The organism is Sphingobacterium sp. GVS05A (assembly GCF_019969845.1).
Lineage (GTDB): Bacteria > Bacteroidota > Bacteroidia > Sphingobacteriales > Sphingobacteriaceae > Sphingobacterium.
In genome coordinates this window covers 403965-419868 of sequence record NZ_JAHXYR010000005.1, presented here as the reverse complement: position 1 = coordinate 419868, position 15904 = coordinate 403965, and the positions used below count along the sequence as shown (strand labels likewise).

Below are 15904 nucleotides of genomic sequence, written 5' to 3'. Positions count from 1 at the left end.
AAAATCATTGCTTTTTCTCTATAAACTTAGTAGAAATTGCTAAAAACGTTTTTTTGGCACAAATCTCGCATGACTTAAGCAAAAAAGGATTAATTTCGATATATACTTAATTTTGCGTCCTATGTTTAATGAATTAGACCCACAAAAAGGAAGCTTGCTGATTTCAGAGCCATTCATGTTAGACCCTCGATTCCTAAGGTCTGTTATCCTATTATGTGATCATAACCAAGAAGGTAGCTTAGGCTTTGTATTGAATAATAAAACGAATGTCCATATTGGTCAATTATTGGAATCAATAGCGCAATGTCATTTCCCGATCTATATAGGCGGACCTGTGGCACAGGAGAGTCTATTTTTTGTACATAGTCGGTTTGATCTTCTACTAAGTGGTGAAGAGGTTGCTCCAAACCTCTATTTTGGCGGTGATGAAGAAAAACTTATTGACGCGATTCAACAGGACCAGATTAAATCTGATGAAATTAAGTTTTTCATCGGCTATTCAGGTTGGTCAAGTGGACAATTGGATAAGGAAATAAACGAAAACAGCTGGGCTGTTCAAAACAAATACCATCATCAGATTATTTTTGAAGGTAATGGTGAGTTGCTCTGGAAGGATGCCATAATTGGGTTAGGTCCAAAATATGCCCATGTCGCCAATTTCCCACAGAGCCCCGAATTAAATTAAGATTATTTGTAGATCTAAATCTTCTACTGGATTGTTGATCGCCCGATTCCAACATTCACTTGCCTCCATAGTGGGCCTGTATAGTTTTTTCTGTCTAAGCTACCCTGACATAGGTTCAAATACGATTACTAGGTTATATTGAACGCTTATGACAAAATGAATGAATTTCTGCCATCCTGTCCTACAATCGCTATTTGGAACACAGATTGTACATTAATCACCAAAATCATAAAATTAAATAGCAACATACAAATTATGAATCCAGAAAAAGGTAGTATTTCAATCCACACGGAGAACATATTTCCCGTAATCAAAAAATTCTTATACTCAGATAATGAGATTTTCTTGCGCGAACTGGTATCTAATGCAGTTGATGCTTCCCAAAAGATTAAACGTTTGGCATCTTTGGGGCAATACAATGGCGAAACAGGTGAGTTAATCGTAGATGTGAAGTTTGATGAGGCGGCCAAAACCATTACGATTTCAGACAATGGTATTGGTATGACTGCCGAAGAAATCAAAAAATATATTAATCAAATCGCATTTTCGGGAGCAACAGAATTCATGGAGAAATTCAAGGAAGCTAACGATGCAAATGAGATTATTGGTCGCTTTGGGTTAGGATTCTATTCTGCATTTATGGTGGCTGACACCGTAGAAATTCAATCATTATCCTACCAAGATGGAGCCGAACCAGCGCATTGGACATGTGACGGTAGTACTTCTTACGAAATTTCAACAGGGACTAGAACAACACGTGGTACAGACATCATTTTGCATATCAATGACGAGTCCACAGAGTTTTTGAGTCAAGCTCGTCTGCAGGACATCTTGGACAAATATGCAAAGTTCCTTCCTATCCCAATTCGTTTTGGCACGAAGACAAGCTCTGAGCTAGATGGAGAAGATGAGGAAGGTAAACCAAAATATAAATCTGTAGAAGTTGACAATATCATCAACAATACAAATCCAGCCTGGACAAAGTCCCCTTCAGAGTTAAAAGACGAGGATTATTTAGCTTTCTATCGCGAATTATATCCATATTCGATGGATGAGCCATTGTTTTGGATCCACCTTAACGTAGATTATCCATTTAACTTGACTGGTATTCTTTACTTCCCTAAAGTGAAAAACGAGCTGGAAATCCAACGCAACAAAATCAAGCTTTACTCTAGACAGGTATTCATTACCGATGAAGTAAAGGATATTGTACCGGAATTCCTAATGTTACTTCATGGGGTAATTGATTCTCCGGATATTCCATTGAATGTCTCCCGATCTTTCTTACAGGCAGATAGCAATGTCAAGAAGATCAACAGCTATATTACCAAAAAAGTTGCGGATAAATTAAATGAAATATTCAAAACTGACCGCAAAGGTTTTGAAGAAAAATGGACAGACATTGGCTTGTTTATCAAATATGGTATGCTAAGCGATGAAAAATTTGCAGAAAAAGCGAGTGATTTCTGCCTAGTAAAAAATACGAGCAACGCGAGTTTTACAATCAAGGAATACTATGAAAAGGTAAAAGATATTCAAGTCGATAAAGATGGTAATATTGTTTACTTATATACACATGATGCTGCTCAGCAAGATGGTTTTATCCAAACAGCGTTAAACAAAGGCTATGATGTTTTGGTACTTGATGGCCCACTTGACACACATTTCACCTCCTATCTGGAACAAAAAGGAGGTGAAAAGGTACAGCTTAAACGCGTAGACGCAGATGTGATCGACAAGCTAATTCAAAAAGATGAGAAGATCGAACTTTCATTATCCGAAGAGGAATCCAAAAAAGCTTTGGAAGTTTTCGAAAAAGCGATTTCGCGTCAGGATATGAAAGTTGAGGTAGATGCCCTTCGTGAAGGCGACTTACCCGTATCCGTTACTATAGATGAGTTTATGCGTCGTATGAAAGATATGGCCAAAACTGGCGGTGGTGGTATGAACTTTTATGGTTCATTACCGGATAATTACAAAGTAACGGTTAACGGCAATCACCCGTTGATCAAAAGAATATTATCTTCTTCTGATGAAGAAAGTGCGAAACTGGCGAAACAAGCCTTTGATCTAGCACTTTTGTCAAGAGGCCTGTTATCTGGTGCAGATCTAACATCTTTTGTAAAAAGAAGTGTTGAGATGATCTAACATCACAATAACTGTATAAAAAAAGCGATCACCCGACTAGAGTGATCGCTTTTTTTATACTTTTTGACTCAATTACCTAACAAAAATCGACCTGATTTTAAGTAAAAATCTCAAATCACGTCCTACGGGCTATTACAATCGTTTTTTATTAAAATTTAATAAACTAATCTTCACCTAGTTGACTTTAATACCTGTTTTTTTCATTTAAATATTTGGAGGGAATAGGGTTTAATCGTACTTTTGTATCATCAAAATCACGGTAGGTATAGCTCAGTTGGTTAGAGCACTAGATTGTGGTTCTAGGGGTCGTCGGTTCGAGCCCGATTACTTACCCAAAAAGGGCAAATCAAAATAAATCGGTTTGCCCTTTTTCCATTTTATATCGGCTATATTTTTACTCAACAACACGACAATTTACTTTCCCTATCCATAACTTGCAACATGAAACACTTTTCAGTAGTCATGCGAATTTGTTTGCAATAGATCTGTGCCAATGGCCACTTTTTATTTGCGAGCAATCAAAATAGCTGTTATGGAGAGATTAAGGACAATTTTAGATTCCCAAGGCCAGATCTCGTCGATAAAAATATGATCATGAATCTGCCGCGATTAGCACAGGCCCACAGCTTTGAAATCTTTCCTGATCCAACGATAATATCGTCCTCTAGGGCCATTCCCGCGCAGTTCGAGCCAACCAAGAGCATGCAGCAATTTAATTGTGGAGTACAAAGTTGCCCAACTGATATGCTGTATTGTTCGTAACTCAACATAGAGGTCGTCAATGTTGTCAATAATAACTTTGCGCCACAAATGCTTGATAATATGTAGGCGTTGAGGTGTTAATTTGTGTCCATTACTTGTTAATGAGCTGATTAAAACTTCCATATCTCTTATACTATAAATGGTAGAGTCCGATGACCTGGTTTCGCTCCCATATCTTACCATCCAACTCTATATTATATATTGCATAACTTGTAAAATACCGAAGGTAAAAAACTATCCCTCCAATGAATAATACACAATAAACTAATAATCAACCTAATAAAATTCATCAAACTATTACACATAACTCATCATTTTTAAAGAATTATCTTGTCTTTGATCATATTAAGTGATAATACATGAAGATACTCTTAAGAATGAAAACAACTGGATATATTTACTTGAGTAAGAAGCGTAGTTCTTTAGACCCTCTAAATCCGACGTATTTAGCTGGCCTATTGTGATCATAGATTTGTAATGAACAATGATGGTATATAGGTATGGATAGGCAAAATCCAGATAAAGTGGACAACAAATGTGATTTTCCCAAAGAAAAATCAATCCAAATATGAAAGGATCGATCTAAAATAAGCCAAGATATACTTATATTTATATCCAGACCCTACTTCGGTCCAACAGTTCGTAGATGTAATTACAAAAAAGAATACTCAACAGCAAATAACCTTGCTTCAACAAGATCATATAAAAATGAAAAATACCATGATCAATACCGGAATTCTAAGCTTTGGTATGTCGGGTCGCGTCTTCCACGCACCTTTCATCCACAGCAATCCACATTTTAACTTAGTCGCCGTTGTCGAACGGTCACAGAAAATAGCAAAAGACCTTTATCCCGAAATCAAAAGCTATGATACCGTAGATCAGTTATTGGCAGACGATACGATAGCACTGGTGATTGTAAACACGCCAAATCATACACACTTTGAGTTCGCGACAGAGGCCCTAAAAGCAGGAAAACATGTCCTGATCGAAAAACCAGCCGTGGAAAATATAACGCAGTTCAATGAACTTTCCGAGGTCAGCAAAAAAAGTGGAAAGCGGATTTTCTTTTATCAAAACAGACGTTATGACAGCCATTTTCTCGATGTAAAGAAAGTTATTGAAAGTGGTAATCTTGGTAAACTGACCGAAGTATCTTTCCGCTTCGACCGCTATAAAATGGAATTAGGTCAAAAATATTTCAAGGAAAACAACCAATATATCTCGAGTGGTCTCACCTATGATCTGGGGCCTCATATTATAGATCAAGCTATTTCGCTTTTCGGAAAACCATTGAAATTTAGCAAAACAACTTCAATTAATCGGCCCGACTCCCAAGTAGCAGACTACTTCCATTATCATTTACGCTACCCCAATGAACTGAATGTATTTCTAACGGGGAGCCTTGCTGTGGCCGATCCCTTGCCCGCTTTTGTGGTAAATGGTACCAAAGGAAGCTTCATAAAAACGATGGCTGATGTGCAAGAACAGCAATTGATAGATGGCATGCTTCCCAATAATCCAGCCTACGGTGTCGAACCGAATGGCAGTGAGGGTAAACTGGTGACTATCGACAACACAAATCAAAAGCATATTTCTTATCCGCTTCCACATAAAGGAGATTATAATCTATTATTCAACGACATCTATGAGAATCTTGTTAATGAGGTCGAATATCCAATTACAATGGACCATATCAGATGGCAAATTGAAATGTTATCTGCCAATAACAACCTCTAGCATACAGCATCAATCAGACAAGCCTAAAGACTCAAGCACAAAAGTAGTAGCTTTTAACACAAAAAACCATCCCAATTAAATTGGGATGGTCCTCTCCTGTTTATATTGCCAATATCAATTTTTATGCATTAAAAACTAATAGTTTAGCAAAGTCTTTCACAAATGGATTTTGCATTGAAATCGATTTTAAAATAACTCAAATTTGAGTCCCAGTTGATATTGTTCAATATCTGCAGTCCAATTGTCTATAATATCATTTGTTCTATTAAATTTTCGATACCGAAAATAAACCTTACCCAATTCTGCACCTAAACTGTAACCTGTTCTCGGTTTACCACGAAATGCGTTCTCTCCGTTGTTGAGTTTGTAACGGTCATCATTGAGCAAAAAATTAAAATCCAGTCCCGCCATAATCGCAATTGTACGGGTAAAATTTACCTTTAGATACAACGGCACACTCATATATTCCAATTTTCTGGTTCCGGCTCCTATCCCATATTCACTTTCTGCAGTCTGATCATTATTACGGATCCGCATTAAATTATAGACCGGTTCGGCTTGCAACGCTATGTTTTTGTTAAAATGATAGCGAAGATCCCCTCCGATCTGAAAACCGATTCTTTTACCGGAACGAAAAGCCGAACCATTTGTACCAGATAGATTCCCACCGGCCCTAAGCCCCATTCCAAATTGCGCTAACGCTTTATGTGTACACAACATTCCAAAAATTACTGTTACGGCAAATACTAATTTCATTCGTTTGTTGACTAGCATACAATGTTATTTACGATATAAGTTTCTCACAACAATCCATCCAACATAACTGCATGTATATTTAACAAAGCACCCTCATCGTGAACAGGAGGAGAAAACTTACAGACAATCTATTTCCAGAGAAATAAATTGTTATTTAGAATAAAGCTAAAGGAAAAATAAATACAAATTGACAAAATTATACGAACATCGTTATTTGATATACGAACAGGCTAATTCTGCCAAACATGGCCATTTAGTTTGTATAATTACTCGGTTCGATGTGGATCATAACATAACCAAGATCGGGTATATGTTCGATCAGATAGTCTTTGAGCTCATGAGCCAGTGAATGACCTTCTTTCACTGTGATCTCACTATCCACAATCGCATGTAGGTCGACGTGATATTTTGTTCCCGACTTTCGAACATAACATTTCTCCGTCGCTTTTATACCCGCTACCTCCAAAGCATATTTTCTGATTTCCTCAATCACTTCCTCGTAAACATTTTCATCCATGATTTCACCAAGAGCGGGTCTAAAAATATGGTAACAATTATACAAAATAAATCCAGCTGCAAATAACGCAGCATAATCATCTGCATTCTCATATCCCTTACCTAATACTAAAGCGATAGATATACCAATAAAAGCCGCCACCGAAGTAATCGCATCACTTCGATGATGCCATGCGTCCGCTTTTAGCGAAGAACTATTGGTCTCCCGACTTTTTTTCATCACAATTCTGTAGGAACTTTCTTTCCAGATAATGATTCCTCCGAGAACGAATAATGTCCAGGGCTTCGGTAGTTCATGGGGTGTCCCGATGTTTTCTATACTTTCATAGGCAATGATCGTAGCTGATACGATGAGAAAGCCGACAACGATAAACGTGATAAGTGGCTCTACCCTTCCATGGCCATAGGGATGATTTTCATCAGCAGGCCGCTGGGCATATTTTAATCCAAGAAGAACTAAAAAGGAAGAAAAAATATCAGCGGTAGATTCAATGGCATCTGCTATAAGCGCGTATGAATTTCCAAAAAAACCCGCCAACCACTTCAGCAAAGCCAATATTGCATTTCCGATAATACTGAAATAGGTAGTTTTTATCGCTGTTTGCTCTTTAATTTGGGACATATCATTATTGCTGTGATCTATTACGAAGGTAATATTTTTATAGTCAACTGTAAAGAAAGTATATGATTCAATGTTGTGACATACTATCAAAAGTTTTCAATAATTTTAATACAAAATTATTGTGGCTTAAAATTTTTACCAGCTATGTCTGAGATTGTAAACGAATACACTAAGTTTGGACCTCTATTTTTGGTCGATGAAGAACACTATCTTGAATTTTGTAGTTATCTCAAATCAGCAACCTATAAAAAGTCCGATTTCTTTTTGAAAGAAGGCGAAAAATGTCAATACTTAGGTTTTTTAAAAACCGGTTTTATGCGAACGTTTTATATCAATGATAACGGAGAAGATGTAACTTTCAATTTCCATTTTGACAATTACTTTTTCACCGATTACGAAAGTATACTTTGTAATACGAAGTCGCGCATGAATATTAAAGCGGTATCTGATGCCGAGGTATTGCTTCTACACAAAGATGACCTTCAAAAACTCTATCAAAAGGATGTTTACTGGCAAGAATTTGGGCGAAAGATGACCGAGGTCATTTACCTCGGGGCTAAAAAGAGAATCGAAGAGTTGTTATATTACTCGCCGGAAATACGGTATAATAATCTACTCGCCGAGAATGCACAAATTTTTCAGCTCGTAGCCCAAAAACATATCGCCAGCTATCTCGGCGTTAAACCACCTTCGCTAAGTAGAATCCGTCGACGAATTTTAAAACGTTAACTTAAGTTAATATGTTTAATAGCGACTTAAACATATATTTGTTCTATAAACTTCAACGAATATGGGAAATCAAAATGTAACAATTATTTTAGTCCATGGAGCCTGGGGAGACGGGTCTCATTGGAGACATGTTATCACTAATCTTCATGCGGAAGGATATACGGTACGAAGCGTACAAAACCCATTAACATCTGCCGAAGACGATATCCAAAAGACCAAAGATTTGATCGACCTACAGGCAGGTAAAGTTATTCTGGTTGGTCACTCTTATGGTGGAGCAGTAATATCCGCTGCTGGACATCATGAAAAAGTTGCAGGCTTAGTGTATATCGCTGCCTTTGCTCCGGACAAGGGTGAAAGTTTGGGCGGTATCTTCGGCCGCAGAGAACCACCATCCGGTGCGGCCAACCTTGTTCCTGATGAAAAAGGATTTCTATGGATCAAATACGATAAATTCCACGAAAGCTTCGCCCAAGATTTAGATGAAAAAGATGCGATCGCAATGTCCTTGGCACAGAAACCAACACATGGAAGTATTTTTGCGGCAGAGGCAGGCGAGCCAGCCTGGAAAACAAAACCCAGCTGGTATCAGGTATCAGACAATGATCATATGATACCACCAGTGACTCAACAGGAAATGGCGGAACGAATTAACGCTCGTAAAATTATTCATTTGGAGGCCAGCCACGCTTCACTAGCAACCCATCCAAACGAAATTACAGCATTGATCAAAGAGGCCGTTGAAGCCGTATCTTAGGTCAAAAATCATAAAAAGAGTTAAATAGGCGTTAAACCTACTTAGCTCTTTTTAGTCCTTGCGGCTTTCGCTATGTTCTAGGTGAGTTTAATTTGCCTTTGTCAGTTCCTCTAAAGCCTTTGCAATCTCAGGAGCAGCATAGTCTCTGCTTCCCTCCAAACGTTCTACAATTTGTCCATTTTTGTCTAAAATCACCGTGGTAGGAATGGATCCACCCAAAAATTCTGGTGGAATTTCTCCTGCTGCGGTATATAGAGGTAAATCATATTTGTTCTCCTCCATAAACGCAGCCGATTGCTCAATATCATTATCGACATCAACCATTAGGAATACTATATCTTTGTTGTCTTTGAATCCCTGTCTTAAGGTATTAATGGACGGCATTTCATGTATACACGGTGGACACCAAGTAGCCCAAAAATTGATAAAGACAACCTTCCCTTTTAAATCACTTAGTTTAACAACATTACCGGCTTTATCTTTGAAGGAAACATCAGCCGCTTTTGGTTCCTCAACTTCTTTAACAGCTTGAGCTTGCTCTTTTTCTGCTTTGGGTTTGTTACCATCTGTCGAGTTTCCACAGGCAGTCAAAACACTTGCTGCAATAATGAAAAGTCCAAAACCTGTTATAATCCTATTAAATTTTATATTCATTATTATATATCTAAATTGCTATATTTTAATTATTTATACACTAACACCAAAATAATCCGCCAACGGTTTATCTTTCTTTATCTTAGTAGTTCCCCAACGTATAAAAACAGATGAATATCAAGACTATCTCCTAGTGAAGACAGAGCTGATTAAAAAAGAATTCTAAATGCGTAATGTTCGATATTGGAGAAAAATAGGTAAAGTATGCACAATCTTCTGACGCCCGTTTCGACTAGGCGACAGTTGCAGGTGCTCCTGTATGCTAAAAGGATAAGATGACCTAAGGATTAGCACATCATCTGGTAAAAGAAGAGATTCCTGGATAAAGCTTAGTCGGGAATTTCCACTATCTACCGACTCACTACAGCGCTCAAATCCAGTATCAAAGGGTACGGCCCGATCTGCTATGCGCCCCTGTTCCGTATTGACCGGTAGCCCTGCGAGACTTTTGATCCCATTTTTTATTGGACAGGATGTGAGCAATACTAGAATAAACATTACCAAAACAGTAACGTATCGTCCATAGCTGCTGAGAATATTAGATTTGATGCTGTCCATTAATGGCTAAAATAAGCTTATTTACGCAAGCACACAAGTAGCTTGGGCTATTTTTATTTATTTTTAAGGACTATTACTTATCTTCAACAGATAGCCTATAAAACGAGACCTCTTCATAGAAAGATTGGCCTTGTAATTAAAAAAACAATTCCACCATGCTAGTTGTTCATATCAGTCGGTCGATATAGGCAAGACAATAGGGGCTTTCAAATGTTGATAGGATCCTATGCCTTGTAACAACTTAGGTTTAAAAATAAAAGTCGTCCCGGATAAAGGACGACTTTTTCTTGATTTCTGCATTTAATTTATGCAGAATGTGATGTTGCAATGAAGCCTTTTCTTTTGATGATTTCTATAACCTCTTCTTCAGAGATACCGTTCGATTTCACCGTTAGAATTTTATCACTATTTGATGTATCGACGCTCCATTCACAGATCCCTGCTGCATTGTCTAAATCGGCACTTACTTTGGATACACAGCCGCCACAGTTAAGGTTCGTTTTGAATTGAATATTTTTGCTTTCCATGTTATTTAATTTTAAAGTTATTGTTTACTATTTACTATCTATTTTTTCCATTTTAAACGTAAGCTGTTGCTCACTACACTAACACTGCTCAAGGCCATTGCTGCTCCTGCAAGCATAGGATTCAAAAGAAAACCATTGATCGGGAAGAGTATACCCGCAGCGACAGGAATACCGATCACATTGTATATAAAAGCCCAAAATAGGTTTTGCTTGATGGTGGCCACCGTTTGTTTCGACAAGCGGATTGCTTGCGGTATTTTAGTCAAGTCCGAAGAGATGATGGTCATTTTCGCCACATCCATAGCAATATCACTCCCTTTACCCATCGCTATACTGACATCCGCAGTTGCCAAGGCGGTACTGTCGTTAATACCGTCACCGACCATCGCCACTACCTTTCCCCGCTGTTGGAGGTCTCTTACGAAATCAGCTTTATGTTGCGGCATCACTTCTGCTTTATAATGCTTAATGCCTGTCTGTTCTGCAATAGCTTTGGCAGTCGATTCATTATCACCTGTAAGCATATAAAGCTCAATACCCATGGCTTGCATCTCTTGAATGGCCAATACCGAGGTCTCCTTAATTTTATCAGCAATAGCAATGACTGCTAGTGCTTGGGTACTGTTGGCAAACCAGATGACAGTTTTCGACTCCTCACTCCATTGTTCTGCCTGATCCTGCAATTGCTCTGCGACAGTGATGCCATTTTCAATCAATAGTTTCCTGTTACCAACGTAGTAAGTCTCGAGACCATGATTGGCTTTCGCCCCTTTCCCAGTAATACTGTCAAATGCCGATATTGTCGTCACTGCTACACCTTCAAGGTGATTGACGACAGCTTCCGCAAGCGGATGTTCAGATTGCTTTTCTATACTCAATAATATCGCATTTGTCGTATCATCGCCGTTCAACCATTGAACACCTGTTACCTGTGGTCTGCCTTCAGTAATTGTTCCAGTCTTATCCAAGACAATTGCATTGACACGTTTGGCAAGTTCCAGGCTCTCCGCGTCTTTGATCAAGATACCTTGCTCCGCCCCTTTTCCAACACCCACCATAATTGCTGTGGGCGTCGCTAAGCCAAGCGCGCAGGGACAGGCTATCACTAATACTGTTACAGCAGCCAGTAGACCTTGTACCACACCATTTTCACCGCCCAGAATAAACCACAATACAAAGGTAAATAGGGCAATGCCAATCACCACCGGAACAAATATTCCGGCAATCTTATCGACCATTTTTTGTACTGGAGCCTTACTACCCTGTGCATCTTGCACCATTTTAATGATCTGTGCCAGCATCGTCTCCTTACCGACTTTGACTGCCTTGAATTGAAAGCTACCTTTCTGGTTAATCGTACCAGCGAAGACCTTTTCGTTTTCTTTTTTGAACACTGGAACCGGTTCACCACTCAACATACTCTCATCAACATAGGAATCGCCCAAAATAACCATACCATCCACAGCAATCTTCTCCCCGGGTTTTACCAGGATAATATCACCTGCTTTTACGGCTTCTATTGCAACTTGGATTTCAGATCCGTCAGGTTGTATGACCATGACCGTTTTGGGCTGTAGCCCCATTAATTTTTTTATAGCCGAAGAGGTATTACCTTTCGCTTTTTCCTCTAATAATTTCCCAAGCAGGATAAAAGCAATAACAACTGCTGCAGCTTCAAAATACACATGCGCATGCAATCCACGCTGATGCCAGAATTCAGCAAATAACATATTGAAAACGCTAAATATATAGGCGATCCCAGTGCTTAATGCAACCAGTGTATCCATATTTGCTGAACGATGCTTTGCTTGTTTCCATGCGTTAAGGAAAAAGTCTTTACCAAACCAGAGTACAACAGGTGTTGCAAAGAACCACATGATTGGATTTGCATATGGAATATCCATAAAAAACATACCGATCACCACCACGGGAAGTGATAGGATAATTGCCCATATTGTTTTGCTTTTGAGTGTTCGGAATTTTTCGGCATGGATAGATTCCAACGTTTCTTGTTGCGTTGATTCGTCTTCCACTAATAGATCGTAACCACCTGCCTGTACAGCTTTTTGAATTTTAGCGGCATCAGTGATATTCGGGAGATATTCAACAGTCAAGTTTCCGGTAGCAAAATTTACAGAAGCATTCACTACGCCAGATTCGTATTTTACCATACTTTCTGCACTCGCTGCACAGGAAGCACAAGTCATTCCTAGCACAGGAAATGTTTTGACTACTGTCGACACGCCATAGCCAAGATCCTTAACAGCTTTTACAGCATTGGCTACAACCTCATTATTTTTGACCGTAATAGCCGCCCTACGATTGTTCAGTTCAACTTTGTGACTCTCTATCCCCTTTACTAAGGCCAACTCTTTTTCAACAATTAATGCGCAATGTTCGCTTTCTACATCCTCCAAAGGAATATAAATTGTTTCGTTATAATTATTTGTAGCCATATCTGTATGTATTAATCTTACATTACAAATTTGGCCACAAACCTGGAGTAAATCATTACAGAATTACGGAATTGATTTGTAATATTATGGCATATTTTCTATCCTAGGATTCCTAAATATGAGATCAAACTTTTAATCTGATCTAAGAGTAGATCCTGTTTATTGTATCCTAAGTCATTTTTAAGTGCTGCCTTAAATATATAGCAGTTAGTGATATCTTGTCTTCCAACAGATTAGCCACTGTTCCTTCAAAGAGCAGCTCACCACCATATTTGCCAGCTCCTGGACCAATATCGATCACCCAATCCGCCTGAGCAATGATGTCAAGATTATGTTCGATCACAATAACAGTATTCCTATTTTTCACAAGTTCATCTATAAAGTTCAGTAGTTTTTGTGTATCAGATGGATGTAATCCCGTACTTGGTTCATCGAGCACTATTATACCGTTACTTTGGTTGAGTTCCCGTGTAAGCTTCAGGCGCTGTCGTTCACCACCTGAAAAGCTATCCAGTCGCTGTCCTAAGCTAAGATAACCTAGGCCAAGGTTGGATAACATGTTAAAAGTATCATGAAAGGACTCATCGGGAAAGAATACAGCTGCCTCCGTGACAGTCATATTCATGACATCGACTATATTTTTACCCTTGTAATGATAATCTAGTACCAGTGCTGTGAATCCTGAACCACCACATAGCTCACAAGGTTGTTCAATATCATCCATAAAAGCCAGATCAATTTTCTCTATGCCCAATCCGCCGCAATTTTCACATGCCCCTAAACTATTCCTACTGAATAGTTTATCAGAGACGTTATTTGCTTTTGAAAAAAGCTTCCTGATCATATCTGATAAATTAAGATAAGTGAGCAGATTTGAACGTACACTGGCCGCAAAAAGTGCCTGATCAACTACTTTGATCTCTGGATAAAACATTGGCAATACTTTGTTGATCAGCGTACTCTTACCTGAACCGGCGACACCCGTAACAACAGAAAGCACCTGTTTGGGTATTCTTACATGGATATTTTTCAAATTATGCAAGCTCGCATTCTTTATTTCCAGATAACCTTGGGCCTTTCTTGGAGTGTGATTGAAATCGAAACATTGGCCAAAGTAAGATCCTGTTTTTCCTTTTGAATATTGCAGTCCCTCAAATTTGCCTTCGTAGACAATTTTACCACCTGATTTTCCCGATCCCGGCCCCATATCGACAACCCAATCCGCAATTCTAATTAAATCTGGATCGTGTTCTACAATAATTACAGTATTGCCCTTCTCTTTGATCTGTTGAATAATTGTTCCGATATTTTGCAAATCTTTGGGATGAAGACCAATACTCGGTTCATCAAAAATATAGAGCAAGTCAGTTAAACTATTACCGAGATTACGTACCATCTTGATACGTTGGGATTCTCCGCCAGATAAGGTATCTGTACGTCTGTCTAAAGTCAGGTATTGAAGGCCAATAGTGGCTAAATCATGTAATTTCTTGCTCAGTTCATTTAACAATACCTGATAGGTCTTGGAATTTATTGCACCTATGAATTCGAGTAGCTCGTCCACGGAGAGTGATGCACAATCCGCGATGCTTTTACCCAATATTTTACACGATAGCACCTTTCTATTTAGCCTTGTGCCATTACATACAGGGCATTTTTTTGTGATTATAATATTTTTGAGAGCCTTTTTACGAGTTATATTCTCCTTCGAATCTTTTTTTAAGAATGCCTTTTCGATACGAGGAATTAAGCCTTCGTATTTCACAGTCTTTCCCCATTGTTTGTCAGGGAATCTGGGTTTATGTTCTGTCGCATTCAAAAGCATCTCCCATTCTGATTTGCTATAATTTTTTAATTTCTTGTCATTGTCAAAATATCCAGATAAAGTATATCGAGTTAAACGCCATCCTCCGGGCTGAAATGTCGGAAATGCGATTGCACCTTCATTCAAAGATTTTTCCATATTCAAAAGTCGTGTAATGTCAAGGGTCTGCACAAAACCAAGTCCCTCACATTCACGGCACATACCCACTGGGTTGTTAAATGAAAACACATTGGAATATCCCACAAACGGAGCACCCATTCTAGAAAAAAGCAATCGCAATGAACTATAGATATCTGTAGCTGTGCCTACCGTGGAACGGGCGTTCCCACCTAGCCTTTTTTGATTGATAATAATAGGTACATTTAAGTGTTCAATCTTATCTACTTCTGGAACCCCGATGTGCTGCAAACGATTTCTGATAAAACTCGTCTGAGTCTCGTTAAACTGCCGCTGTGCTTCTGCTCCAATCGTTTCGAATACCAGAGACGATTTTCCTGAACCGGATACACCCGTGAAAACAGTGATCTCTCTTTTGGGAATGTTGAGCGAAATATTCTTCAGATTGTTTTGCTTTGCATTTACAATGACGATATAATCCATTTTAATTATCTTTGATATTGATTAACCTAGTTAAACATAATACTTAACAAAGTTAACTAAACTATTGTTTTATGAATAAGAGCGAAACTGATTTTTATCAGGTCTTTACAGACCTACAGTGTTTTATATTAGCCAATATGAACCGAGGAAATATACATGGGGTGACCGCCACACATTACAATATAATGGAATATATTTATAGAGGTCGTCAGGTTACTGGTAAGCAAATCGCTGAAGCCTTTCAAATAAGTCAGGCCGCTATTTCCAGGCAGCTTAAATTTTTGACCGAAAATAGGCTTATCAAGCAACAGCAATCGACAATAGATCGTAGATTTTTTGATCTTACCCTGACTGATCAAGGACGATATATCATTGATAATTCGGAAAACTTTAGGGAAAGTATTGCAAAAAAAGCCTCACGCTCTTTGACAAAGGATGAATTAAAAACACTTACTTTACTTCTTCATAAGCTTATGCAACAGATAAAGGAGTAATACCATTATTGAAATTTATTGGAGCCATAATGTCTTATTTATTCTTCAAATTTTTAGCTATTGACAGACAGTTGT

Annotated in this window: 14 protein-coding genes and 1 tRNA gene; 7 read left to right on the top strand and 8 right to left on the bottom strand. The window is 38.4% G+C overall.

The annotated features are described in order from the left end of the window. Window positions 1-121: 121 nt before the first annotated feature. The 3 genes from LC454_RS15280 to LC454_RS15270 all read left to right on the top strand — a co-directional run bounded on the left by LC454_RS15280 (window position 122) and on the right by LC454_RS15270 (window position 3166). Window positions 122-685, top strand: a complete 564-nt coding sequence (locus LC454_RS15280) for a YqgE/AlgH family protein (protein ID WP_120257473.1) — start codon at window positions 122-124, stop codon at window positions 683-685. A 255-nt stretch (window positions 686-940) separates the two neighbouring features. Further along, window positions 941-2833, top strand: coding sequence for a molecular chaperone HtpG (gene htpG / locus LC454_RS15275; RefSeq protein ID WP_223583349.1), 1893 nt, complete (start codon window positions 941-943; stop codon window positions 2831-2833). 259 nt (window positions 2834-3092) lie between these two features. Beyond that, a tRNA-His gene (locus LC454_RS15270) sits at window positions 3093-3166 on the top strand. A gap of 276 nt (window positions 3167-3442) precedes the next feature. Here LC454_RS15270 and LC454_RS15265 read toward each other — a convergent pair. Next, window positions 3443-3718 (bottom strand): transcriptional repressor, encoded by a 276-nt coding sequence (locus LC454_RS15265; RefSeq protein WP_223583348.1) that lies wholly within the window; start codon window positions 3716-3718, stop codon window positions 3443-3445. A gap of 585 nt (window positions 3719-4303) precedes the next feature. Between LC454_RS15265 and LC454_RS15260 the strand changes: the two genes are divergently transcribed. After that, window positions 4304-5335: a Gfo/Idh/MocA family oxidoreductase gene (locus LC454_RS15260; protein WP_223583347.1), complete on the top strand. Its 1032-nt coding sequence runs from the start codon at window positions 4304-4306 to the stop codon at window positions 5333-5335. 186 nt (window positions 5336-5521) lie between these two features. On the opposite strand, the gene LC454_RS15255 is transcribed toward LC454_RS15260, so the two are convergent. Together LC454_RS15255 and LC454_RS15250 are read right to left on the bottom strand one after the other, a co-directional pair. Continuing rightward, window positions 5522-6091: an outer membrane beta-barrel protein gene (locus tag LC454_RS15255; RefSeq protein WP_223583346.1), complete on the bottom strand. Its 570-nt coding sequence runs from the start codon at window positions 6089-6091 to the stop codon at window positions 5522-5524. 253 nt (window positions 6092-6344) lie between these two features. Next, the gene (locus LC454_RS15250; protein WP_223583345.1) at window positions 6345-7229 is read right to left on the bottom strand and encodes a cation diffusion facilitator family transporter; all 885 of its coding nucleotides are present in this window, start codon (window positions 7227-7229) and stop codon (window positions 6345-6347) included. Between the two features lie 144 nt (window positions 7230-7373). Between LC454_RS15250 and LC454_RS15245 the strand changes: the two genes are divergently transcribed. Both LC454_RS15245 and LC454_RS15240 read left to right on the top strand, forming a co-directional pair. Next, entirely contained in the window at window positions 7374-7958 is a 585-nt protein-coding gene (locus LC454_RS15245) for a Crp/Fnr family transcriptional regulator (protein ID WP_223583344.1), read from the top strand. A 61-nt stretch (window positions 7959-8019) separates the two neighbouring features. After that, a complete protein-coding gene (locus LC454_RS15240) occupies window positions 8020-8715 on the top strand; it encodes an alpha/beta fold hydrolase (protein WP_223583343.1) in 696 nt (231 codons plus the stop codon). A gap of 87 nt (window positions 8716-8802) precedes the next feature. Here LC454_RS15240 and LC454_RS15235 read toward each other — a convergent pair whose 3' ends face one another. The 5 genes from LC454_RS15235 to LC454_RS15215 all read right to left on the bottom strand — a co-directional run bounded on the left by LC454_RS15235 (window position 8803) and on the right by LC454_RS15215 (window position 15335). Next, the gene (locus LC454_RS15235) at window positions 8803-9369 is read right to left on the bottom strand and encodes a TlpA family protein disulfide reductase (RefSeq protein ID WP_223583342.1); all 567 of its coding nucleotides are present in this window, start codon (window positions 9367-9369) and stop codon (window positions 8803-8805) included. Window positions 9370-9531: 162 nt separating this feature from the next. Beyond that, window positions 9532-9927 (bottom strand): hypothetical protein, encoded by a 396-nt coding sequence (locus LC454_RS15230; RefSeq protein ID WP_223583341.1) that lies wholly within the window; start codon window positions 9925-9927, stop codon window positions 9532-9534. Window positions 9928-10232: 305 nt separating this feature from the next. Further along, on the bottom strand, window positions 10233-10454 hold the full coding sequence (locus tag LC454_RS15225) for a hypothetical protein (protein WP_120257465.1): 222 nt from the start codon (window positions 10452-10454) through the stop codon (window positions 10233-10235). 38 nt (window positions 10455-10492) lie between these two features. Continuing rightward, window positions 10493-12910 carry a heavy metal translocating P-type ATPase gene (locus LC454_RS15220; RefSeq protein WP_223583340.1) on the bottom strand — a complete coding sequence of 806 codons (2418 nt, stop codon included), beginning with the start codon at window positions 12908-12910 and terminating at the stop codon, window positions 10493-10495. Between the two features lie 169 nt (window positions 12911-13079). Beyond that, window positions 13080-15335 (bottom strand): ATP-binding cassette domain-containing protein, encoded by a 2256-nt coding sequence (locus tag LC454_RS15215; RefSeq protein WP_223583339.1) that lies wholly within the window; start codon window positions 15333-15335, stop codon window positions 13080-13082. A gap of 71 nt (window positions 15336-15406) precedes the next feature. Between LC454_RS15215 and LC454_RS15210 the strand changes: the two genes are divergently transcribed. Further along, complete coding sequence (locus tag LC454_RS15210) at window positions 15407-15829, top strand: MarR family winged helix-turn-helix transcriptional regulator (RefSeq protein WP_223583338.1); 423 nt, start codon at window positions 15407-15409, stop codon at window positions 15827-15829. Window positions 15830-15904 lie beyond the last annotated feature (75 nt).